This is a genomic window from Flavobacterium beibuense F44-8 (assembly GCF_000769915.1).
Taxonomy (GTDB): Bacteria; Bacteroidota; Bacteroidia; order Flavobacteriales; family Flavobacteriaceae; genus Flavobacterium; species Flavobacterium beibuense.
The window spans coordinates 250,195-271,768 of sequence record NZ_JRLV01000001.1 but is presented as its reverse complement, the minus strand read 5'-3'; the positions used below and the strand labels follow the sequence as shown (position 1 = coordinate 271,768).

Genomic DNA, 21,574 nt, shown 5'->3' with positions numbered 1-21,574 from the left:
TTTTTATTATTGGATTTTATTTTTTAATTCTTCTAAGCTTACCTGCTCCTGTTCTCCGGTAGCAAGGTTTTTTAGTGTGAAGGTATTATTGTTTATCTCTTCATCACCTGTTAATACCGCAAATGGTATTCCGCGCTTATCAGCGTGCTGGAATTGTTTACCAACCTTTGCCGAATCAGGATAAAGCTCTGATTTAATACCTGCAGCTCTTAATTGTTTTACAGCTTTCATAGCATATAGTGATTCTTTATCTCCAAAGTTGATAAATAGTACTTTAGTCGATTCTGTAACAGTATCAGGGAACAGGTTAAGCTCCTCAATCACGTCATATATACGATCAAGACCGAAAGATATACCTACACCACTCATATTCTTTAATCCGAATATACCGGTAAGGTCGTCATATCTTCCGCCACCACCTATAGAGCCTATTTTAACTCCGGCAGGTGCCGAAACTTCAAATATCGCACCAGTGTAATAGTTAAGTCCGCGTGCCAGTGTTACATCAAGATCAAGAGTTGACTCTCCTAAGCCAATAGCAGCAACATTATCACATATAAAACGAAGTTCCTCAACTCCTTTTAAACCTTCTTCTGATGTGGCCAGTAGCTCGTTTAACTTATCCAGCTTTTCATTTATGCTTCCGGTAAAGTTAAATAACGGCTGTACTTTTTGTATTGCATCTTCACCAATGCCTTTTTCAAGCATCTCTTTTTTAACCCCGTCTTCACCTATTTTGTCAAGCTTATCAAGAGCAACAGTAAAGTCAATCAGTTTATCTTTAGCCCCAATAACTTCAGCAATTCCCGAAAGTATTTTACGGTTATTGATTTTAATAGTAACTCCGTTTAGTCCAAGCGACGTAAACACACCATCATAAAGCTGTACAAACTCTACTTCCTGCCATAACGATTTAGACCCTACAACATCAGCATCACACTGGTAAAATTCCCTGTAACGGCTTTTTTGAGGCTTGTCTGCTCTCCATACCGGTTGAATTTGGTAACGCTTAAACGGAAATACAATATCATTTTGATGCTGTACCACATAACGTGCAAAAGGTACAGTTAAATCATAACGAAGTGCTTTTTCAGATATTTGTGAAGCTACCTTAACACTATCTTTATTTTCCAGAAGTGCAGCATCAACTTTAGCAAGGTAGTCACCTGAATTAAGTATCTTAAAAATAAGTCGGTCTCCTTCTTCCCCATATTTCCCCATAAGGGTAGATGAGTTTTCGAAGGTAGGAGTCTCTATTGGCTGAAATCCAAAAGTCTCAAAATGATGCTTTATCGCCGATATTATATATTGACGCTTAGCCACCTCAGCAGGTGAAAAATCTCTTGTTCCTTTTGGAATTCCCGGTTTTTGTGCCATAGTAAATCTTATTTTTAATTTAAGTGCAAATATAATACAGTTTACCCTTTTTGGCTTACAGTTTATGTTTCTATTATAAGGTTTTGTAACGCTTTAAGCATACTTGGTAATTTTTACACCAAATAGCTAAAACAATTTATGTATTTTAGTGGCTAAATTGCAAAACCTATGTTTAGCCTGTTAAGGGAAAATACCAAAATCGCCTTTAGTTCCATTAAAACGCAACTGCTGCGCACCATACTTACCGTAATTATTATTGGTGTAGGTATATGGGCACTGGTAGGCATACTTGCTACCGTTAAGGTGCTTGAAAATACTATTACCGGTAACTTTTCGGCAATGGGAACCAATACCTTCTCCATCAGCCGTTATGACTTTTCCCAACAAATAAGACAAAACGACAGAACTGCGAAAATAAACCCGAATATTACCTATCCGCAGGCAAAATCATTTCAGGACAAATACCATTTCCCCGCTTCGGCAGTATCATTATCTTTTACCGCAGCGAGTGATATAGAGGTAAAATACGGTTCGGAAAAAACAGACCCTGAAATCAGCGTACTTGGTGTAGACCATAATTTTATGGGTAACTCCGGACTGGAAACAACACAGGGAAGAAACTTTACCACTTTTGACATACAAAATAACAACTATGTTTGTATTGTAGGTTCTGATTTTGAAAAAGGGCTTTTAAAAGATATTAATCCAATAGGAAAAACAATCTCTATAAGAGGCGCAAGATTTAAAGTAATAGGTGTATTAAAAGAACAGGGATCTACCTTTGGCAACAGGCAGGATTTAAGAGTTTTATTACCTATACAGGTAGCAAGATCGTTATTTACCGCTCCAAACATTAATTATGATATAAAGGTTAAAACCCAAAATAAGGATATGTTGGACGGTTCTATAGACGAAGCCACCATTACCATGAGAAGAGTTAGAAAACTAAACCCTGTAGAAGAAAATAATTTTGGTATTGCCAGAAGCGACGAATTGTTACAACGCCTGATGTCGCAAATCAACATATTAAATTATGCCGCATGGTGCATTGGTATTATTACGGTTTTTGGTTCTACAATAGCACTTATGAATATCATGCTGGTATCGGTAACCGAAAGAACCCGTGAAATTGGAGTGCGTAAATCTCTTGGTGCCAAAAAGAACACTATAGCGGGACAGTTTCTTACAGAAACCCTTATAATAAGCTTTTTGGGTGGATTATTAGGAATCGTATTAGGTTTACTAACCGGTTACGGAGCATCTATTGTAATGAAAGCCGCTTTTCCAATGCCTTGGGGAGCCACAATAGCTGCCTTAACCACTATTATAGTTGTTACTATAATATCGGGAGCTTACCCGGCTATTAAAGCTGCTTCGTTAGACCCGGTAGAGTCTTTACGATACGAATAATAAACTCTTTTAAACATCGCACGACACCATACGGTCGTTACCATAAATATCTTTTTTAAGGATAACGTTTTTGTACCCTTCTTCCTGAAGCATGGTAACAGTTTGTGGTCCTAAATACTGGTTTATCTCAAAATAGATTTTCCCGTTACCGGTAAGTGACCTGTCTCCCAGCTTAGCTATTTTTCTGTAAAAAAGTAATGGGTCATTATCATCTACAAAAAGAGCCAGGTGAGGTTCATACTGCAGTACATTATTCTTTATTTCCTGCTTTTCCAGATTGCGCACATAAGGCGGATTTGAAACGATAACATCAAAAGATTCCGGCAATGAGTCTGCCACAAGAATATCTTTCTCAATAAAGGTTACATCGGCCTCATTACGCACAGCATTACCTCTGGCTTTAGCCAACGCATCTTTAGAAACATCTATGGCATAGACCTTAGCCTGTGGCAGATTTTTAGCAAGAGTTATGGCGATACAGCCACTACCGGTACCTATGTCCAGTATTTTAATATCTTTCTTCCCTTTATTTTCATTGATAATCCATTCTACAAGCTCCTCCGTTTCAGGTCGTGGTATCAGGGTATTCTCATCAACAAAAAACTCAAGCCCATAGAAATGAGCATTACCAAAAATATACTGTATAGGCCTCTCCTGCTCCAGTTGAGTTAATACCTCATTCCATTTAACAAGTTCTACCCTATCCAGTTCGGCATTGCTGTTCATTGCCAAGTCAACTTTTTTCCAGCCTTTAAGTTCTTCAAGGCATATGTAAAAAAGACTCTCCGCTTCGGCTGCATCATAGGCTTTGCTTAGCGTATCTAAAAAAAAGGCGCGATATTCTCTAATGTTCATTTGTGTTTAGTTCTTTTATCATCCACACAGGGCACGAATTGTGTCCGGTATTACCCATTGGAGCATCCAGATATACAAAGCCTGACTTTTTATACAGTTTTTGTGCATCTTCCATATAAGGCATAGTTTCAAGATAACATTTTTTGAAACCAAAACCCGAAGCGCTTTCAAGACATTTTTTCATCATGAGGCTTCCTAAACCCAGTCCGCGTGCTTCAGCAAGAAAATACATCTTTTGCAGCTCGCATACATCAGCGGGTCCGTTCTCCAACGGTGCTATACCAGCACCTCCAATAATTTTGCCATTTTTCTCAATAACTAAGTAAACACTGTTATTTTGCGTATAAGTCTCAAACATACTGTCAAGTGACACATCGGCATATGCCGTACCCACCTTAGGCACATTGTGCTCTATAAGCACATCGCGTATTACTTTTGCCACCGTTTTATTGTCGGCAAGTGCTATTGGTCTGATGATAACTGAATCCATACTACAAAACTAACCAATAATGGATTTACGGCTGCACAAAACTTTGTAACTTTGATTTCTTACTACTTCATCGCCCATGAATCACGAAATATACATGCAGCGCTGCCTGGATTTGGCAGCAAACGGATTAAGAGAAGCAATGCCTAACCCATCGGTAGGTGCTGTTTTGGTATACAATGATACTATTATAGGAGAAGGACACACCTCTCCCTATGGCGGGCCCCATGGCGAAGTAAACTGTGTCAATTCGGTAAAGCCCGAAAACCAACACTTAATACCGCTTTCCACACTCTATGTAAGCCTGGAACCGTGCAGCCATTATGGTAAAACTCCGCCATGCTGCGACTTGATAATACGGGAACAGATAAAAACCATAGTAATAGGTACTACAGATCCGCATGAAAAAGTAGCAGGCAACGGTATACGTAAACTTAAAGAAGCCGGCAGGGAAGTGATTGTTGGCGTACTTGAAAAGGAATGCCGTGAATTTAACCGTCGTTTTTTTACTTATCATGAAAAAAAACGACCATACATTATTTTAAAATGGGCCGAAACAGCCGATGGTTTTTTGAGTCCGTTACCGGAAACGAGAAATAATGAAGATAAAAAACCCGTATGGATTACCAATACCTACTCCCGCCAGCTGGTTCACAAATGGCGCAGTGAAGAGATGGCTATAGTGGCAGGAACCACTACTGTTTTAGACGACAACCCTAAACTGGACGTGAGAGACTGGACAGGAAACAATCCAACACGTATAATTTTAGACAGAAAAAACCGAATATCTGATAATTATTTTGTTAAAAAACAAAAAATAAACACAATTATTTTGACAGAAAAAGAGAATTTACCTAATTTAGGGAATTTCCTTTTTGAAAAAATAAATTTTGATAGTAATCTCCCACAAACGATTGCTAATGTACTTTATAATTACAACTTACAGTCGGTTATAATTGAAGGCGGCAGGCAAACCCTGCAAACGTTTATTGATGCAAACCTGTGGGACGAAGCAAGGGTTTTTAAAGGTAAAACCCTTTTTCATGAAGGAACAAAAGCGCCGGCATTACAAGCCACAGCAAAAGAAAAGTACTTTGTACTCAATGACGAACTTTTAATTTTCAGAAATCATGATTAATACTATAATATTTGATTTTGGCGACGTTTTTATCAATAAAGATAATGAAGCCCGCGACAATGCGCTGAAAAAGCTGGGACTAAAAGAATGGACAGAAGAACTGGACCTACTGGAAAAAAAATTTGAAACCGGCAGAGTTAAAGAAGATGATTTTATAAGAGGAATTAAGGCTTATATACCAAATGCCGATCCAATTGCAATTAGAGAAGCATGGAATGCCGGTATTGGTGACTTCCCCTTACACAGATTGGAGTTTTTACAAAAGCTATCGGCAAACTATCGATTATTTCTTCTAAGTAATACCGACCCTATACATATAGAAAAATTTGAGCATGATGCTGGAGCATCATTCTACATGGATTTTTATCAGTGTTTTGAACGTGTATATTTCTCTCATGAAATAGGTGTTAGAAAACCGGAATCTGAAGCGTACACTTACATTATAAACAATCACGATATTCAGCCAAAACGCACACTGCTTATAGACGACAAAAAGTTTAACACTGATGCCGCCGAACTATTAGGCTTTAAAGTATGGACCATAAACCCGGAAATGGAGGATGTAACAGAGCTTTTCAATAAAAAAATCATTTCCCTCGAAGAGGTATAAAAAAACAGCACACATTGCTGTGTACTGCCTTTAAATAATTTTATATCTTGTTATTACTCTGCACTTTCTTCTTCTGCAGAAGTATCGGTTTTGATACCTATCAGAATTTTATCATAAGAATCTGTATAAAACAACAGGTTTCTTGTTTCAGGCAATCTGCCATCAAAATCATGCTGCATCAAATAGCAACTTACTTTATCAATCACTTCCTCATCATCCGGCACAATTACATAAAGGCTTATTTTTTGATCATCTCTTTCTATAAAACCTAAATTGATGTCGTATTTGTTATCAAAAAGCCCTTTTAAGGTTTCGATAATATCTGCAGCTAATTTTTTATCGTCATCAGAAAAGGTATAACCACCATTACCTATTTTTTTAAGCTCCATAGCCTGAAATGCCGACATTTCAACACCACAGTGTACTTTATTGGTTTTATCTTTTCCGCAACTTGTAAGAAATATTGCTACACTAAGGACAAAAATTGATTTAATAATATTTTTCTTCATAATAAAACAGTATTTGATGCGTTATAAAGATAAATAAAAAAACCCACCCCTATTGGCATAAGGATGGGAAAAATTGCTATGAAAAAGAAAAATCCACTAGTTACCTAGTGAATTTCAAATATATAAATTTATCTTAAATTACGAAAACATATCTTTAACTTTTTCAAAAAAAGATTTATCTGATTTTTCAGGACTAGGAGTAAAGTTTTCGTCAGTTAATGAATTTTCAAAAAACTGCTTTTGTTCTTTAGTCAGTTTTTTAGGTGTCCATACATTAACATGTACCAGTAAATCCCCGCTTCCGTAGCTGTTTATACTAGGTACACCCTTACCTTTAAGTCTCAATATTTTACCAGACTGAATACCTTCTTCAAGCTTAATTCTAACCTTTCCGTTTACAGTATCGATATCCTTATTAGTACCTAAAGCTGCCTCCGCAAAACTAATATAAAGATCCAAATGCAGGTTTTCACCTTCACGTTTTAATGTTTCGTGCTCTATTTCTTCAATAGCAACAATTAAATCACCAGGTATACTGTTGTTCCCCGGTGCATCGTTACCCTTGCCTGAAACTTTAAGCTGCATACCATCTGCAACACCTGCAGGTATTTTGATTGAAACGGTATCATCTTCCATTATCATACCCTGAGCATCGGCATGGTTTGGCTTAGATTCAATGATCTGACCGGTACCGCCACATGAGTGACAGCTTGAAGCAGTTTGCATTCTACCTAATATGGTATTAGTAACTTTCATTACCTGACCGGTACCATTACAGGTAGGACAGGTTTTAAAACTAACTCCATGCGCCTGTATTTTACGCTTAACCTTGATTTTCTTTTCTACACCGTTAGCAATCTCTTCAAGGGTAAGTTTTACTTTTATACGAAGGTTACTTCCTTTCATTCTGCGCTGGCCTCCACCACCACCGAAACCACCAAAGCCGCTAAATCCTCCGCCGAAAGCACTCCCGAAGATATCGCCAAACTGACTGAATATGTCATCCATATTCATACCACCGCCACCGCCAAAGCCACCATTTTCAAAAGCAGCATGACCATATTGATCGTAACGGGCTTTTTTATTAGGGTCACTAAGAATCTCATAAGCCTCAGCAGCGAGTTTGAAATTTTCCTCAGCCTCTTTGTTACCAGGGTTTTTGTCAGGGTGATACTCTATAGCCTTCTTTCGGTAAGCCTTTTTTATCTGCTCTGTAGTAGCAGTCCTTTCAATACTAAGTATTTCGTAATAATCTTTTTTCATCCTTGTGTTTGCTTTTTTCTGTTCCTTAAAATTAGTTACCTATAACCACTTTAGGGAAACGGATAATTTTTTCTCCAAGCTTGTAACCTTTTTCCACTACATCAACCACTTTCCCTTTAAGTTCTTCACTTGGGGCAGGTATTTGAGTAATAGCCTCTGCATAATCTGCATTAAAATCGTCACCAATTTTAATATCAACTAATTCAAGACCTTTAGATACTAACGTATCTTTAAGCTTATTATGTATAAGCTCTACTCCTTTTAGCATTACCTCATCCTCAGTTTTTGAAATTTGAGCCATCGCCCTGTCAAAATCGTCAAGTACCGGCAACATAGCCTGCAGTACTTCCTGATTGGCAGTTTTAAAAAGATCTATTCTTTCTTTTGATGTTCTTTTTTTATAGTTTTCAAATTCTGCAAACAGTCTTAAAAACTTATCTTTTTCTTTAGCCAGCTCTTCCTTAAGCTTCTCTTCTTCGGTTAACTCTTCGGCAGAGGCAATACCTTCATTTACTGTTTCTTCACTCTCATTAATCACATTTTCCTGTGTTAAATCTTTTTCAGCATTTTCTGAATTTTCCTGGCTCATATTTTTGAATATTTTCTTAAACATTATTATATAGTGAAAAACCGAATGCAAATGTATTGCCAAATAGATATAAATGTCAAATTGTCACATTTATTTTTTAAGGAATTTGTTTAGATTTGCATCTATTATTCATCTAATTAAAATAATATGAAAAACAAGTTTACCCTACTTATGTTATGTGCTTCACTTGCTCTAACTGTATCTTGTAAAAAAGATAATACAGAAAATGCAGAAACAACAGAAGCAGTTGAAGCTAAAGAAGCTACTGCTGAAGCCGTAAAATACAATGTTAACACTGAAGAGTCTGTAATTGACTGGACTGGTTCTAAACCAACAGGAAAGCATACAGGTACAATTAAAATCAGTGAAGGTGAGTTTGCCGTAAAAAATGATTCTGTTGAGTCTGGTAAATTTACTTTAGACATGAACTCTATCACTGTAACCGATCTTGAGGCAGGTAACGGTAAAGAGGATCTTGAAGGACACCTTAAAGGTTTAGGGAAAGAAGAAACCGCAGACCACTTCTTTAACGTAAACAAATACCCTACAGGTACTTTTGAAATTACAGGTATCACTCAGGAAGAAGGTAAAACAATGGTAGAAGGTAACCTTACACTTAAGGAAACTACTAAAAACATTAAATTCCCTGCAACTATTACAGTTACTCCGGAGGCTGTTACTCTTGTAAGCGAAAGCTTTAAAATTGACAGAACTTTATGGAAAGTAAACTACTCATCTAAAAGTATATTTGACAACCTGGGTGACAAATATGTAGATGATGAAATTGAAATTAAAGTAAATGTAAAAGCTGCTAAATAATAGCTTTTATCATTAAAAATAAAAACCTCCTGCGAAACAGGAGGTTTTTTTATTTTACTAATTCGTTAGCTATTGCTTTTTCTAACGATAGGAATTTAAACTGATACCCTGTCGCTATTATTTTTTTTGCGCTGACATTCTGACTTGTAAACATTAGCATACTCATATCCCCAAGCATCATTTTCATTATAAACTTAGGCACATTAGGCATAAAGTAAGGCTTTTTTAAAACCTTAGCCACACATTTTACCAAATCATTTTGACTAACAGGATAAGGAGCCACGGCATTGAATACACCCTCCATTTCATTATTCAATACATAGAAAAATATCTCTACCAAATCCTCTATATGAATCCAGGATTGTATTTGCTTACCCGAACCAAACGCTGAGCCCACGCCATAACTAACGGGCTTTGCCAGCTCTGCAAGCATACCGCCTTTAGCCGAAAGCACAAGTCCAATTCTTATTTTGGCTACCCTTATTTTTAGTTCTTTAATACTGTTTACCGCTTCTTCCCACTTTTCAACTACCTTTCCAACGAAAGAATCGTCTACCCCTGTATTATCTTCAGAGTAAACCTCATCCATACTGTCTGGGTATATTCCTATTGCCGATGCACTTATAAACTGGTGCACATTATTCTCCTTGCTCTTAAGTAAATCATAGAGCATATTTGTAGTTGCAGTCCTGCTGTTTAATATTTCTTTTTTATAACTCTCTGTCCATCGTTTAGCGATAGGAGCACCTGCCAGATGAATTATAACATCAACTCCATTAATACAATCCTCATCTATAACTCCTTTTTCAGGATTCCAATAAAACCCTGAATAAGAATCATCTTTTCTTATTTTGCTTTTTGATGTGGTAAGATAGTTTATTTGAATACCTCTGTTAAGCAGTAAAGAAACCAGTTCGTTTCCTACTAGCCCGGTAGCACCGGTTATCAAAACTCTCATAGTTGCTTTTTTAACAAAGTTAAAACCTGATTATTTAAATAAAAGTTAAACAAAAAAGCTTTAACTGAATTTTGTGATTTTATCCTTACAAATTATTTAACCTTAATACTCCATTCAAACTCCATTTGAGAGACCTGATCTCCTGCCTCATCTGTCCCTATTGACTTCATCCAGAAGGTTTGCCCCTCTCCCGTTTCAATAGCTTTATGAATCATCTCCTCGATAAGGTTACCATCATTACTGGTAAAGGTTATAAGTCCCTTAGCCTTTTTGGTAAAATTCCCTTTATTGTTTGCTACGAGCATTGATATTTTTTTACCGCTATTTTGTATATGATACATTACTAGGGCTCCTGTAGTTAATTCGGCAGCCATAGCCTGAACGGCAAAATACATAGAGTTAAACGGATTTTGGTTCATCCAGCGGTGCCTTACTTTTACTACGCACTGCTCTTTTGTAATGTGTTTTACCCTCACCCCACATAAATAGGCCGAAGGTAATTTTACCATTAAAAAGGTATTGAGTTTAGATGGTGTGAAGTTCATAGTAGTTGGTTTACATGCGAATATAACAATTAAATAGTGAATATTCTATCTTTTTTGATTTGTTAAAATTATGTTAATTTTAGGTACTTTGTATTGCACAATACCTTCTTTTAAACATATATTTGCATAGAATATTAATAGACATACCCATATACTATGGAAACCACAGCAAACCGAAACACAGCCATATTGATGCAACTTAGTGCATATACTCAGTATTTTATACCGTTTGGAAACTTTATATTCCCTACGTTAATATGGAGCCTTAAAAAGCAGGATTCAAAATTTGTAGACTATAATGGTAAACAAATAATAAACTTTCAGCTTAGTCTTTTTCTATACTCATTACTACTTATCATTATAGCCATACCACTTTTACTATATACTACACTAAGTGATTTAAGCTTTAATGCTGTTAATGAACTTCATTTTGTACACCAACAGTTTAGTGCCAAAAAAATAACTGGCATTGCAACCATAGCTATATTAGCAGTACTAATCCTGATAGCAATGAAAGTTTTGGAATTCTTTTTAATAATGTATGCATCAGTAAGAAACAGTAACGGGGAAAATTACAATTACCCTTTGACAATAAAATTTATAAAATAAACAAATCAGCCAACCCTATTTCAATCATCATCAATCATCAATCATCAATCATCGATCAAAAAATGAACAGTTCAATTAAAACACAGGAGTCTTATGAACATTGAAAACACAAAGGCGCAAATGCGTAAAGGGGTACTGGAATTTTGCATCCTTTCCATTTTAAAAGAGAAAGATGCTTATACATCAGAAATTCTTGATACCTTAAAAAACGCAAAGATGCTGGTGGTAGAGGGCACAGTTTACCCTTTACTTACCAGGCTTAAAAACGACGGACTTCTAAGCTATCGCTGGGAAGAATCAACATCGGGGCCACCAAGAAAATACTACGGTTTAACCGATGAAGGCAAAGAATTTTTAAAAGAACTAAGTATCACCTGGACAGAATTGTCCGACGCAGTAAACGTAATCACAAGTCAAAACTCACAGTCATGAACAGAACAGTAAGTATAAATTTAGGAGGCTTTTTCTTTCATATAGACGAAGATGCCTATCAAAAACTAAATCGTTATTTTGATGCTATCAAACGATCTCTGTCTCCGGACGGCAAAGAAGAGATCATGAATGATATTGAAGCCAGAATTGCGGAGCTTTTGTCTGACAAAATCAAAAACGACAAACAGGTTGTAGGCACTAGAGAAATAGACGAAGTTATTGCTATTATGGGACAACCGGAAGATTACAAGATAGATGAAGACACCACAGGAAGCTCATCATCATATTCGGGCAGTACCTACTATAATCCGGAACACAAAACAAGGAAGTTTTACCGTGACGGAGAATCAAGCATTATTGCGGGTGTATGTGCGGGTATTGGGCATTACTTCAGGATAGATCCGTTATGGGTAAGAATAATCTTTATCATTTCTCCATTTATTTCATTCGGTACCAGCTTACTGGTTTATATCCTGCTTTGGATACTTATACCAAAAGCCATTACCACTACCGAAAAACTTGAAATGAAAGGCGAACAGATAAACATCTCCAATATCGAAAAAAAGGTTCGTGAGGAAATAGACAGTATTTCCTCAAAACTTCAAAATGTAGACTATAATAAACTGGGAAACGATGCAAAAACCGGAGCCGAAAGAATAGGTAACGGTATAGGCAGTGTATTTATGGCTATTTTTAAAGCCATCTCAAAAGTAATTGGGGCTATTATACTTATATTTTCAGCCATAACACTTGGGGGGCTAATAATATTCTTTTTCACAGTTTTGTTTACATCAGCCTTACCCGGGGGACCGTGGCATGATGTTATGAACTTTGCTAATTATACCGAGGTGCCATTATGGGTTTTAGCTTTAATTGGGCTACTAACTATAGGTATACCGTTTTTCTTCCTGTTCCTTTTAGGCCTTAAAATACTGGTAGAAAATCCTAAACCTATAGGCAATGTTACCAAATATACTTTATTAGGAATATGGCTTATTTCTATTGCTTTCTCAATATATTTAGGTATCAGGCAGGCTACCGAAGTGGCTTATGATGGTAAAGTCATGAAAAAAGAACTGATACTGATTAGTCCTACAGATACTTTGAACATTAAATTTAGGTTCAATGAGTTTTATGCCAAAACTGTAGACCGCAATACTGATTTCAGAATTACACAGGACACAATGGGGAATAACCTTATATTCTCAAACAGTGTACAGTTATTCTTTATGAAAACAGATGCCGAAACTCCATACCTACAGGTTGAAAAAGTGGCCGAAGGAGGCTCTATAAGCGACGCTAGAGAAAGAGCTGAAAAAGTTAACTATAATTTTGATTTAGAAGGAAATAAATTAACTTTAGACAATTATTTGGTTACCGATTTGAAAAACAAATTCAGGGGTCAAAGAGTTAAGATATATGTATATCTACCGGAAGGTACTATTATAAATGCTGACAGAAGCATCAGGCACTACCACAGGAGCGATTACTCATTGTACATTCCTTATAATGATGAAAGTCATTTGTATCAGTTAAATGGTGATGATCTTAACTGTCTTGACTGTCCTGAAGAAGAAGTTAACGATGAGGGAACCGAAGAAGACAAGAATCTTGAAGCTCATGGTCATATAGAAGTATCTAATGGCAGTACTGATATAAGTATCCAGATAAAAGGCAAACAAAAAGACACAATCAATTAAACCAGCTAAAAAAAACAGAATTATGACAAAAATTATAACCCATATCACAAAAGCCGTTATAGCCGTAGTGACCGCTTTATTATTCTCATCCTGCGGATTTGGTATAAACGGAGACGGTAACGTTGTAACCACCGAAAGAAATGCCGATGGCAATTTCACATCGGTATCAGGTAACCGCGGACTCGAAGTTGTTATTGAACAGGGAAACCAAAAAAAAATAACTGTTGAAGCCGACGAAAATTTACAGGAACACATATCTACAAAAATTGAAGGCAGCGAACTTGTTATCACAACCGATGTAGGTATACAAAAAGCAACTTCTAAAAAGGTTATAGTTACCATGCCGGTTATAGAAAGAATAGCTTCATCATCGGGTGCTAATATTATTAGCAAAAACACTATTAAAAGTGAAAACCTGAGTTTATCTTCCAGCAGTGGCAGTCAGCTTGAAGTAAGCATAGAAGCTGTAAATGTAAGAGCCGAATCAAGTAGCGGAAGCTCCCTTAAAGTAAAAGGAAAAGCTCAAAAACTGGAAGCTGATGCTTCAAGCGGAAGTAACCTTAATGCTAAAGACCTAGCGGTAAACGCTGCAAACGCCGAAGCTTCAAGTGGTAGTTCGGTTTTGGTTAACACAAGTACTAGTCTTGATGCCGAAGCATCAAGCGGAGGATCGGTATTATTTGCAGGAAATCCTGCAACAGTAAATAAAAATACTTCTTCGGGGGGCACTGTAAAACAGGATTAACCTCCCGGCCATTTCTAAAAAACACTGCTGACCACAGTGTTTTTTTTATTTCCTCATCAATCATCAATCAAAAAACTACCAGTCATGAAAAAATTAATCATCCTTATTGCTGCATTAACAACAGGCATTGTTACTGCTCAGGACAAATTCCCCGAAACACAAAAAGAACTGGAAATTAAAATAATTGCATTAGATAGCCTGGCATTTGAAGCCTACAACACCTGTGACCTTGAAAAGTCGAGAACTTTTTTCACTGACGATGTAGAATTTTATCACGATAAGGGAGGTATTAGTAAAGGCTGTGATAAGCTGATGGAAAATATGCGCAAGCACATTTGCAACGGTTCACAAAAAATACTGCGTAAGCCAATACTAAGCACTTTTGAAGTATATCCTATGTTTGGATATGGAGCCATACTTAGTGGTGACCACGAATTCTATATTGTAGAAAACGGTGTGGAAAGAAAAACCGGAACGGCAAAATTCACTCACTTGTGGATTTTGGAAAACGGAAAGTGGAAAATGTCGCGCATACTTAGCTATGAGCATAAACCCGCAGAATAAATTATACTTTACTACGTTATAACACCGGTCATCGCCGGTGTTTTTTTATATATTTGCGACAAACCGTTTCTAAATAATAATATGAAAAAGTTTATAATAATCGTATTCTCTGTACTGCTTAGCACAGCAGCTTTCGCCCAGCGTAAAGACAAAATAAAAGGAACCAAAAATGTTACTGTCTCCCAAAGGGAAGTAACAGCTTTTGAAAATATTGAAGTGGAAGATAACATAGAAATCTTTCTTGTTAAAGGTGCCGGAGAAGGTATTGAGATTGAAGCAGACGACAACCTGCACGAAGTTATTCAAACAGATGTAAACGGAAGTACACTAAGGATATTCACCTCTAAAGATGTTACCCGTTTTGACAAGTTTATTGTTAGGGTAACCTATACCGAAAATCTTAAAAGTGTTACGGGCAGGCATGAAACTGTTATCAATGCCCTTGCCGACCTTGAGGTAGATACTATTACCGTTAAAAACTTTGATTACTCTAAATCCTACTTAAACGTAAAAACTTCTAATTTTAGCTTATATCTTAATGATAAGACCAAAGCCGAAATAAATTATAAAGGAAATGATTGTGTTTTTGAGTTAAGCAAAAAAGCTAACCTCAAGGCGCTGGTTGCAGCATCAAACTCTTCTAAGTTTGACTTATATCAGGAAAGTGTAGCAGTAATTGAAGGCGATGCTTTAAACGCTTTGTTAAGAGTAGACAACAGCGCTTCGTTTACCGGAGCTAAATTTACGGTTAAAAATCTTGAACTGGTTGCAGAAGGCTATTCAAACACAAACGTTATGGCAGCCGAAACAGCTATAATCACTGCCAAAGGAAAAGCCGAAATAGGCTTTTATGGAGACGCCAAAATAGAACTTAAAACTTTTGCCGACAGTGCCTCTATTTACAAGAGACAGCTATAAAAGTAAAACATCTATAAAACAAAAAAGCAGTGCTGTTGCACTGCTTTTTTTATCTCATTATAATGACTATTAATGATTATCAAGTGTTGCAAGGTAACGCTCTGCATCAAGAGCTGCCATACAACCTGAACCGGCTGCTGTAATAGCCTGTCGGTACTCTTTATCCTGAACATCTCCGGAAGCAAATACACCCGGCAGGTTTGTTTTGGTAGATTTACCCTGAGTGATAAGGTAACCTGTTTCATCCATATCAAGCTGACCTTTAAAAATATCGGTATTTGGTTTGTGACCAATAGCAATAAATAAACCTGTTACAGGGATTTCGGTTTTCTCACCTGTTTGGTTATTTACTGTCCTTAAACCTTCAACAACCTGCTCACCAAGCACCTCATCAACTTCTGTATTATAAAGTACGGTTAGGTTAGGAGTATTTTCAACGCGGTGTTGCATTGCTTTTGAAGCTCTCATGAAATCTTTTCTTACAAGCATAGTAACATTTTTACAGATGTTAGCAAGGTAAGTAGCCTCCTCGGCAGCAGTATCTCCTGCCCCTACGATAGCCACATCCTGACCTCTGTAAAAGAAACCGTCACAAACCGCACAGGCAGAAACTCCACCACCCCTAAGGCGTTGCTCACTTGGTAACCCAAGATATTTAGCCGTAGCCCCTGTAGAGATAATTACAGTTTGTGCATGTACTTCCTTGTTATTATCAATGGTAGCTTTGTGCCATCCGCCATGTTCTTTACTAAGTTCAATAGCGGTAACCATCCCTATACGTACTTCTGTACCAAAGCGCTCAGCCTGCTGTTGTAGCTGCACCATCATGGTAGGTCCGTCAATACCTTCAGGGTATCCCGGGAAATTATCAACTTCTGTAGTTGTGGTTAACTGACCTCCAGGCTCCATACCTGTATATATAACCGGATTCATATCTGCCCTTGCTGCATAAATAGCCGCAGTATAACCTGCAGGACCTGAACCGATGATAAGACATTTTATTTTTTCGATAGAATCAGACATAGTTTTAACTGTTAGTTTTAATTCAAAGAGTTGCAAATGTAAGTTTTAATTAAAAAAATAACTACACTTATATATCAGATTTGACTATGCAAAAATAAATTTTCGCTATAGGCTTTGAAAATTGATTTTTAGTAGTATATTTGCAACCTCTTAACCGAGAAACGGGGTGTAGCGTAGCCCGGTTATCGCGCCTGGTTTGGGACCAGGAGGTCGCAGGTTCGAATCCTGCCACCCCGACAAAAAGCTTCAGTGAAAACTGGAGCTTTTTTTATTTTAATCACCTTACAAAATGTATACAGTATATATAATCTACAGCTTGTCTAAATCCAAATACTACGTCGGTCAGACAAATAATATTGACGACAGGATTAAAAGACACAATAATAAACAATCCTTATCAACAAAAAATGGAGTCCCTTGGAAACTTATCTACACTAAAAAATTACAAACACGCTCTGAAGCTGTTTTACTGGAAACAAAAATTAAGAAAAGAGGAGCTAAAAGATACCTTCAGGATATAAATTTCAACTATGAAATATAGCGTACAACGGAAAATGCGTCCCGCTTAAGGCGGGAAGGTCGCAGGTTCGAATCCTGCCACCCCGACAAAAAAGCTTCAGTGAAAACTGGAGCTTTTTTTATTTTAATCGTTTTTAAAAGCCTTACTGCTCAATAACTGTTTCGCTTTGTTTTTAACACCTTTCCCTGCACCGCGTTGCAATAATTCTTCTACAACTTCTTTAGAGATATCTTTATGATCTAAAATCAACTCCTGAAGTTTTTTATGGTTAGATGCTATGATGCTTGCTGTAATCTCTTTCGTTAAACCATTAGCTAACAAATTCTGCCTCATAGACTCATTAGGTTCATCTACAACGCCTGGTTTTAATAAAATACGAGTATCAATATATGGTTTTAAAGTAAAAAGTAAATCATTCAGCTTTTCTACTAACTCCAGTCGGTTTTGGGTTGTAAATTCCAGTTCAGGAGCTTCCCAAACACCTTCATACTCCATTGTATTTGTTATACTGTTAAATTTTGGCAATAGTAAAATAACCTGTAGTTGGTATGCACCGTTAATATCGGCTTCCGGCTGCCAGCATACATCAATAGCTTTTAATCGTGTTGTTGAATTTACCAGCAGTAAACTACCTGTAAATTCATGTATAGTTTCTTCCGTCGGATCTGTTTCGGTTAACAAATTCCATTCTACCGACCAACCCGATGGTATTTTTAATGGCTGAAGATTCATTTATAAAAATTGATTGATAAAATCTTTTATATCTCTATTTTTTGCTATTAAAGGAAAAGTATGAGAAACATAACAAAATAAATAGTGATAATTAATCATTCTGCCTCTAAAAATAAAAAACTACAATGAAAACCTGAACTTTTTACTTTATTGTTTTTAAACTTATGCTAATATTTTAATTTTACAACAGCTCTCACAAACACCTTACATACCTAAACCAACCAAAAATGACACTTAACGAAGTTATTATTAATCACCTGAAACAAGTAAGACGAAGGAGTATTATTCTTTGGGAAAGCCTCCCTAAAGAATATTACAACTGGAAACCTGATAATGATGCCATGACAGCAATAGAGCTAATACGTCATGTATTACAGGCTGACTACGGATGGAATATAATAATTAATCAGGGAGACATGACAAACTATACAACACCATGGGAAAGTCTTCCTTATACAAGCGTACAGGATGAGCTTGAATTTGCATTACCTCATCGCCAAACGTTTTTAGATAGTATTAAAAAGTTTACCCAAAAAGAACTTGAAGAAACACAAATAATACATCCCGGTAACGGAGAAAAAAAGAACCTTGCAGCATATTTACTTCGCATAGGTTATCATGAATCTGTTCATGCAGGTCAGTTTCTTTCCTATTTAAGAGCAATGGGTATAGATCGTCCTTTTATATGGGATTAAACTAATCTTTACTATTTTTGCCGCCCTCTAACAAAATCCAACATGAATACTTTCCCTGTAACAAGATCCATCCTTAACGCAAAAGAGCTTGGCGACTATATCATTTCGCAATATGATTTAGACAACAGCACAGGTTGTTCTCTTTTCCGTACCGGAATGAATCATACCTATATGTTAACAGATAACAGTACCAAACACGTACTTAGGTTATATTGTCATAACTGGCGCACTAAACAGGAAATTGAAGAAGAAATAAGCCTGCTTTTATCTTTAAAAGAAAAGGGACTGGACATCTCCCACCCTGTTCCTGATGCAAACGGCAATTACATTCAGGAAATAAACACACCCGAAGGAATTCGCTACGCAGTTGTATTTTCATTTGCTGAGGGAGGGAAAGTCCGCTTTATAGACGAAGACACCTGTTTTTACATCGGTACGATAATGGGTAAATTTCATCAGGCAACAAAAAGTAAAACCTATAAGCGAATTAATTATAATACAGAAATACTTACCGAACTACCGTACCAATATGCTAATGCCTATTTTCATGAAGATCTTCCTGAAATGCAGTACCTAAAAGCTTTGGGTAACGACATAAAGCAACTGTTTAAACAAATACCTTTGGAGCAGGGTGTGGTACACCTGGATATGTGGTACGAAAATATGGCGATTACTAATGAGAATGAAGTAACGGTATTTGATTTTGACTTTTTTGGCAACGGACCACTTATATTAGACGTAGCATACTTTTGTAAACACCTGTTTATTATTGAACCGAACAAAGAGGTATATAGCAAAAAAGTCCAGGCTTTTATAAACGGATATCAAAGTATAAATCCACTTTCACAGCAGGAACTGAATATTATTCCTCATGCAGCAGCTGCGGTTTTTATTTTTTATCTGGGCGTACAGTCACAACGTTTTGACTGGTCTAATATTTTCCTGTCGGAAAACTACCTTAAAATGTATGTAGGCAGGATTCAAAGCTGGATGAAATATCAAAAATATTAACTAGTCCCATTTTTGCATTATATTTTTTTGCCAAAGTTTTTTAGCATAATCCAAAAACTCTTTAGACCCCTTCTCAAATGCAGAATCAAAAGTATAATCTCCACCTATATAATACTTTTTACCTTTTTTATCTGTTCCTCCAAAAACCTTATTCTCTCCACGTATAGCATATTTTTGCCCATCTTCATACATTATTATTTTCATAATGCATGGACTCACATCTCCGTGGCATGCCTTTTTATACATTAACCACACTTCGGCTATACCATCATTATCAAGGTCGGTTACAGGGAATGTATCTTTAAAAAATTTTGCCTCTATATCCACAGGACAATCACTTATATAATCGTAAACCTTCCATAACAATTTCACAGTATCTTTTTCAACCAGATAATGGTAAGCAAAAACCTCTGCATCATAACCATCATTATAGTCGTGTGTATATTTTTCACTTACATGTATACCTGTTTCGGTACGCACCACAATGTTATCCCCTATACCGTCAGTCCACTTAACAGCATCAAGAAATTTACCTTCAAACAAAATACCTTTTGGCAATGTTTCTTGATTAATAAACTTTACATCAAAACTATTTTGGGAGTATGCCTGTACGAAAACCAAAAAAGTAAAAACAATTAAAAACCTATAAATCATATACAGCTATAAATAAATTTTAGTACTAAGTTATAAAGAATAAAATCACAGCAGTTTAAACTTTAAAAATAATTTCAATCAACTTTAATTATATAATTACATAAGAAAAGACCTATTTTTGACATCACACTTTACAAAACCAACAAAATGAAATTTTCAAACCAATTAGTATTACTATTTACTGCATTATTATTAATTAACTGTTCTAAAAAAGAAGACGTTTGCCATATACACGGCACTGTTGTTGACACTGACACTGAGTCTGTAATACTCGTAAGACCCTATGAAGACTTAACTGAGCCTGCTATAGAGATACCAGTTATTGATGGTAAATTTGAGTATATAGCCCACATAGAAAACCCTGAAGGCTATCAGCTTTTTTCAGGTAAAGCAAAGGAGACGAGAAGAGGTCAATTTACATTGATATTCCTTGAAAACGCAGATATAAATATTACTGTACATTCAGAAGAAAATTTTGATAAAAACACAGTAGAAGGAGGGCCATTAAATAAAGAGTATAAAACAATTAATGCTGAAGCTGAAAAGCTTAGTCAAGAGTTAGAAAAGCTTAGGAAAGAAGGAAACTATATGACAAAAGCATACCTCAATGCTCTAAACAATGAAAATAATTCCAAACATAAAATGGACAGTCTAAGAAGCCTCGATCAAGTATATACTCCTAAAGGAAAGGCTTTTAATGAAAAAGCTTCAAAAATTTATGAAAGTAAAATAAAATGGGCAGAAAACAATCCTTCCTCTATTGTTTCCTATTATCTGTTTTTAGAAAATATATTAATCCAAGACATTATTGACGTTAACAAAACCTACAAGCTTTACGAAAAGTTATCAAATAACTTTCCTAACCATCCTTATAATGAGGTAGCACTTAATCTTATAAAAGGAAAAAGTATTAAAGCAGGCAAAAAATTTATAGACTTTACAGCACCTGATTTGAACGGTAACCCAATAACACTATCAACCCAAATTGAAGGAAAAGTAGCTTTACTTGATTTATGGGCAACTTGGTGTTCCCCTTGTATTGCAAAAAGCAAGAGCATGGTACCTGTATATAATGATTATAAAGACAAAGGGTTTACCGTAATTGGCGTTGCAAGAGAAAAGGATGATACAAAAAGACTTACTGAATTTCTTGAAAAAGAAAAATGGCCTTGGCAACAACTGGTCGATTTAGACGGAGAAAATAAAATATGGCAAAAATACGGTATCCCAAACAGTGGAGGAGAACTAATTCTTATTGATAAAACCGGAACTGTTTTAGCAGTAAACCCAACAGCCGAAGAAGTAAGGCAACATTTAGAAAAAACACTCAACTAATACATTTAAAAAGACCTCCCTTACTCAGGAGGTCTTTTTTATTAAAACATATCTACAAAACATTCACTACCTTTGA

Annotated in this window: 25 protein-coding genes and 1 tRNA gene; 15 read left to right on the top strand and 11 right to left on the bottom strand. The window is 36.2% G+C overall.

The features are described 5' to 3' along the window. Positions 1–6 precede the first annotated feature (6 nt). The gene (gene hisS, locus Q763_RS01285) at positions 7–1,377 is read right to left on the bottom strand and encodes a histidine--tRNA ligase (protein WP_035130242.1); all 1,371 of its coding nucleotides are present in this window, start codon (positions 1,375–1,377) and stop codon (positions 7–9) included. 168 nt (positions 1,378–1,545) lie between these two features. On the opposite strand from hisS, the gene Q763_RS01280 reads away from it, so the two are divergent. Next, positions 1,546–2,787, top strand: coding sequence for an ABC transporter permease (locus Q763_RS01280; RefSeq protein ID WP_035130240.1), 1,242 nt, complete (start codon positions 1,546–1,548; stop codon positions 2,785–2,787). Positions 2,788–2,796: 9 nt separating this feature from the next. On the opposite strand, the gene prmC is transcribed toward Q763_RS01280, so the two are convergent. Together prmC and Q763_RS01270 are read right to left on the bottom strand one after the other, a co-directional pair. After that, positions 2,797–3,642 carry a peptide chain release factor N(5)-glutamine methyltransferase gene (prmC, locus tag Q763_RS01275; RefSeq protein WP_035130237.1) on the bottom strand — a complete coding sequence of 282 codons (846 nt, stop codon included), beginning with the start codon at positions 3,640–3,642 and terminating at the stop codon, positions 2,797–2,799. Further along, positions 3,632–4,132: a GNAT family N-acetyltransferase gene (locus tag Q763_RS01270; RefSeq protein WP_035130234.1), complete on the bottom strand. Its 501-nt coding sequence runs from the start codon at positions 4,130–4,132 to the stop codon at positions 3,632–3,634. The genes prmC and Q763_RS01270 overlap by 11 nt, the downstream gene beginning before the upstream one ends. 76 nt (positions 4,133–4,208) lie before the next feature. Between Q763_RS01270 and ribD the strand changes: the two genes are divergently transcribed. Then, positions 4,209–5,267 (top strand): bifunctional diaminohydroxyphosphoribosylaminopyrimidine deaminase/5-amino-6-(5-phosphoribosylamino)uracil reductase RibD, encoded by a 1,059-nt coding sequence (ribD, locus tag Q763_RS01265; RefSeq protein ID WP_035130231.1) that lies wholly within the window; start codon positions 4,209–4,211, stop codon positions 5,265–5,267. Next, positions 5,260–5,877, top strand: coding sequence for an HAD family hydrolase (locus Q763_RS01260; RefSeq protein WP_035130228.1), 618 nt, complete (start codon positions 5,260–5,262; stop codon positions 5,875–5,877). The genes ribD and Q763_RS01260 overlap by 8 nt, the downstream gene beginning before the upstream one ends. Before the next feature lie 53 nt (positions 5,878–5,930). On the opposite strand, the gene Q763_RS01255 is transcribed toward Q763_RS01260, so the two are convergent. The 3 genes from Q763_RS01255 to Q763_RS01245 form a co-directional block, all read right to left on the bottom strand. Beyond that, the gene (locus tag Q763_RS01255) at positions 5,931–6,386 is read right to left on the bottom strand and encodes a hypothetical protein (RefSeq protein WP_035130227.1); all 456 of its coding nucleotides are present in this window, start codon (positions 6,384–6,386) and stop codon (positions 5,931–5,933) included. Between the two features lie 138 nt (positions 6,387–6,524). Beyond that, entirely contained in the window at positions 6,525–7,649 is a 1,125-nt protein-coding gene (dnaJ, locus tag Q763_RS01250; protein WP_035130225.1) for a molecular chaperone DnaJ, read from the bottom strand. Positions 7,650–7,680: 31 nt separating this feature from the next. Then, the gene (locus Q763_RS01245; RefSeq protein WP_394331003.1) at positions 7,681–8,238 is read right to left on the bottom strand and encodes a nucleotide exchange factor GrpE; all 558 of its coding nucleotides are present in this window, start codon (positions 8,236–8,238) and stop codon (positions 7,681–7,683) included. A 147-nt stretch (positions 8,239–8,385) separates the two neighbouring features. On the opposite strand from Q763_RS01245, the gene Q763_RS01240 reads away from it, so the two are divergent. Beyond that, positions 8,386–9,057, top strand: a complete 672-nt coding sequence (locus Q763_RS01240; RefSeq protein WP_035130223.1) for a YceI family protein — start codon at positions 8,386–8,388, stop codon at positions 9,055–9,057. 49 nt (positions 9,058–9,106) lie between these two features. On the opposite strand, the gene Q763_RS01235 is transcribed toward Q763_RS01240, so the two are convergent. Then, positions 9,107–10,015 carry a TIGR01777 family oxidoreductase gene (locus Q763_RS01235; RefSeq protein WP_035130220.1) on the bottom strand — a complete coding sequence of 303 codons (909 nt, stop codon included), beginning with the start codon at positions 10,013–10,015 and terminating at the stop codon, positions 9,107–9,109. 92 nt (positions 10,016–10,107) lie between these two features. Continuing rightward, the gene (locus Q763_RS01230; RefSeq protein ID WP_035130217.1) at positions 10,108–10,560 is read right to left on the bottom strand and encodes a DUF4442 domain-containing protein; all 453 of its coding nucleotides are present in this window, start codon (positions 10,558–10,560) and stop codon (positions 10,108–10,110) included. A 156-nt stretch (positions 10,561–10,716) separates the two neighbouring features. Here Q763_RS01230 and Q763_RS01225 point away from each other — a divergent pair, with 156 nt between their 5' ends. The 6 genes from Q763_RS01225 (at position 10,717) to Q763_RS01200 (ending at position 15,528) form a co-directional block, all read left to right on the top strand. Continuing rightward, entirely contained in the window at positions 10,717–11,169 is a 453-nt protein-coding gene (locus Q763_RS01225; protein ID WP_035130216.1) for a DUF4870 domain-containing protein, read from the top strand. 93 nt (positions 11,170–11,262) lie between these two features. Continuing rightward, complete coding sequence (locus Q763_RS01220; RefSeq protein ID WP_035130213.1) at positions 11,263–11,601, top strand: PadR family transcriptional regulator; 339 nt, start codon at positions 11,263–11,265, stop codon at positions 11,599–11,601. Then, positions 11,598–13,301: a PspC domain-containing protein gene (locus tag Q763_RS01215; protein ID WP_052123177.1), complete on the top strand. Its 1,704-nt coding sequence runs from the start codon at positions 11,598–11,600 to the stop codon at positions 13,299–13,301. The genes Q763_RS01220 and Q763_RS01215 overlap by 4 nt, the downstream gene beginning before the upstream one ends. A 22-nt stretch (positions 13,302–13,323) precedes the next feature. Then, positions 13,324–14,046, top strand: coding sequence for a head GIN domain-containing protein (locus Q763_RS17770; RefSeq protein WP_035130211.1), 723 nt, complete (start codon positions 13,324–13,326; stop codon positions 14,044–14,046). 84 nt (positions 14,047–14,130) lie between these two features. Further along, positions 14,131–14,610 (top strand): nuclear transport factor 2 family protein, encoded by a 480-nt coding sequence (locus Q763_RS01205; RefSeq protein ID WP_035130208.1) that lies wholly within the window; start codon positions 14,131–14,133, stop codon positions 14,608–14,610. 81 nt (positions 14,611–14,691) lie between these two features. Beyond that, on the top strand, positions 14,692–15,528 hold the full coding sequence (locus Q763_RS01200) for a GIN domain-containing protein (protein ID WP_035130205.1): 837 nt from the start codon (positions 14,692–14,694) through the stop codon (positions 15,526–15,528). A gap of 69 nt (positions 15,529–15,597) precedes the next feature. Here the strand turns inward: Q763_RS01200 and trxB are convergent, their stop codons facing one another. Next, on the bottom strand, positions 15,598–16,551 hold the full coding sequence (gene trxB, locus Q763_RS01195) for a thioredoxin-disulfide reductase (RefSeq protein WP_035130203.1): 954 nt from the start codon (positions 16,549–16,551) through the stop codon (positions 15,598–15,600). A gap of 162 nt (positions 16,552–16,713) precedes the next feature. Here trxB and Q763_RS01190 point away from each other — a divergent pair. Continuing rightward, a tRNA-Pro gene (locus Q763_RS01190) sits at positions 16,714–16,788 on the top strand. Positions 16,789–16,840: 52 nt separating this feature from the next. Continuing rightward, positions 16,841–17,092, top strand: a complete 252-nt coding sequence (locus Q763_RS01185) for a GIY-YIG nuclease family protein (RefSeq protein WP_035130201.1) — start codon at positions 16,841–16,843, stop codon at positions 17,090–17,092. Between the two features lie 102 nt (positions 17,093–17,194). Here Q763_RS01185 and Q763_RS01180 read toward each other — a convergent pair whose 3' ends face one another. Further along, a complete protein-coding gene (locus Q763_RS01180; protein ID WP_035130199.1) occupies positions 17,195–17,803 on the bottom strand; it encodes a hypothetical protein in 609 nt (202 codons plus the stop codon). Between the two features lie 227 nt (positions 17,804–18,030). On the opposite strand from Q763_RS01180, the gene Q763_RS01175 reads away from it, so the two are divergent. After that, a complete protein-coding gene (locus Q763_RS01175) occupies positions 18,031–18,498 on the top strand; it encodes a DinB family protein (protein ID WP_035130197.1) in 468 nt (155 codons plus the stop codon). A gap of 42 nt (positions 18,499–18,540) precedes the next feature. Then, positions 18,541–19,509: a phosphotransferase gene (locus Q763_RS01170; RefSeq protein WP_035130195.1), complete on the top strand. Its 969-nt coding sequence runs from the start codon at positions 18,541–18,543 to the stop codon at positions 19,507–19,509. Here the strand turns inward: Q763_RS01170 and Q763_RS01165 are convergent, their stop codons facing one another. Beyond that, positions 19,510–20,067 carry a M949_RS01915 family surface polysaccharide biosynthesis protein gene (locus tag Q763_RS01165; RefSeq protein ID WP_157499256.1) on the bottom strand — a complete coding sequence of 186 codons (558 nt, stop codon included), beginning with the start codon at positions 20,065–20,067 and terminating at the stop codon, positions 19,510–19,512. Positions 20,068–20,310: 243 nt separating this feature from the next. Here Q763_RS01165 and Q763_RS01160 point away from each other — a divergent pair, with 243 nt between their 5' ends. Next, on the top strand, positions 20,311–21,498 hold the full coding sequence (locus Q763_RS01160; protein ID WP_035130193.1) for a TlpA disulfide reductase family protein: 1,188 nt from the start codon (positions 20,311–20,313) through the stop codon (positions 21,496–21,498). Positions 21,499–21,574 lie beyond the last annotated feature (76 nt).

Coding starts and splice junctions, on each gene's coding strand:
- hisS (WP_035130242.1), bottom strand. CDS start 1,377: ATGGCACAAAAACCGGGAATTCCAAAAGGAACAAGAGATTTTTCACCT.
- Q763_RS01280 (WP_035130240.1), top strand. CDS start 1,546: ATGTTTAGCCTGTTAAGGGAAAATACCAAAATCGCCTTTAGTTCCATT.
- prmC (WP_035130237.1), bottom strand. CDS start 3,642: ATGAACATTAGAGAATATCGCGCCTTTTTTTTAGATACGCTAAGCAAA.
- Q763_RS01270 (WP_035130234.1), bottom strand. CDS start 4,132: ATGGATTCAGTTATCATCAGACCAATAGCACTTGCCGACAATAAAACG.
- ribD (WP_035130231.1), top strand. CDS start 4,209: ATGAATCACGAAATATACATGCAGCGCTGCCTGGATTTGGCAGCAAAC.
- Q763_RS01260 (WP_035130228.1), top strand. CDS start 5,260: ATGATTAATACTATAATATTTGATTTTGGCGACGTTTTTATCAATAAA.
- Q763_RS01255 (WP_035130227.1), bottom strand. CDS start 6,386: ATGAAGAAAAATATTATTAAATCAATTTTTGTCCTTAGTGTAGCAATA.
- dnaJ (WP_035130225.1), bottom strand. CDS start 7,649: ATGAAAAAAGATTATTACGAAATACTTAGTATTGAAAGGACTGCTACT.
- Q763_RS01245 (WP_394331003.1), bottom strand. CDS start 8,238: ATGAGCCAGGAAAATTCAGAAAATGCTGAAAAAGATTTAACACAGGAA.
- Q763_RS01240 (WP_035130223.1), top strand. CDS start 8,386: ATGAAAAACAAGTTTACCCTACTTATGTTATGTGCTTCACTTGCTCTA.
- Q763_RS01235 (WP_035130220.1), bottom strand. CDS start 10,015: ATGAGAGTTTTGATAACCGGTGCTACCGGGCTAGTAGGAAACGAACTG.
- Q763_RS01230 (WP_035130217.1), bottom strand. CDS start 10,560: ATGAACTTCACACCATCTAAACTCAATACCTTTTTAATGGTAAAATTA.
- Q763_RS01225 (WP_035130216.1), top strand. CDS start 10,717: ATGGAAACCACAGCAAACCGAAACACAGCCATATTGATGCAACTTAGT.
- Q763_RS01220 (WP_035130213.1), top strand. CDS start 11,263: ATGAACATTGAAAACACAAAGGCGCAAATGCGTAAAGGGGTACTGGAA.
- Q763_RS01215 (WP_052123177.1), top strand. CDS start 11,598: ATGAACAGAACAGTAAGTATAAATTTAGGAGGCTTTTTCTTTCATATA.
- Q763_RS17770 (WP_035130211.1), top strand. CDS start 13,324: ATGACAAAAATTATAACCCATATCACAAAAGCCGTTATAGCCGTAGTG.
- Q763_RS01205 (WP_035130208.1), top strand. CDS start 14,131: ATGAAAAAATTAATCATCCTTATTGCTGCATTAACAACAGGCATTGTT.
- Q763_RS01200 (WP_035130205.1), top strand. CDS start 14,692: ATGAAAAAGTTTATAATAATCGTATTCTCTGTACTGCTTAGCACAGCA.
- trxB (WP_035130203.1), bottom strand. CDS start 16,551: ATGTCTGATTCTATCGAAAAAATAAAATGTCTTATCATCGGTTCAGGT.
- Q763_RS01185 (WP_035130201.1), top strand. CDS start 16,841: ATGTATACAGTATATATAATCTACAGCTTGTCTAAATCCAAATACTAC.
- Q763_RS01180 (WP_035130199.1), bottom strand. CDS start 17,803: ATGAATCTTCAGCCATTAAAAATACCATCGGGTTGGTCGGTAGAATGG.
- Q763_RS01175 (WP_035130197.1), top strand. CDS start 18,031: ATGACACTTAACGAAGTTATTATTAATCACCTGAAACAAGTAAGACGA.
- Q763_RS01170 (WP_035130195.1), top strand. CDS start 18,541: ATGAATACTTTCCCTGTAACAAGATCCATCCTTAACGCAAAAGAGCTT.
- Q763_RS01160 (WP_035130193.1), top strand. CDS start 20,311: ATGAAATTTTCAAACCAATTAGTATTACTATTTACTGCATTATTATTA.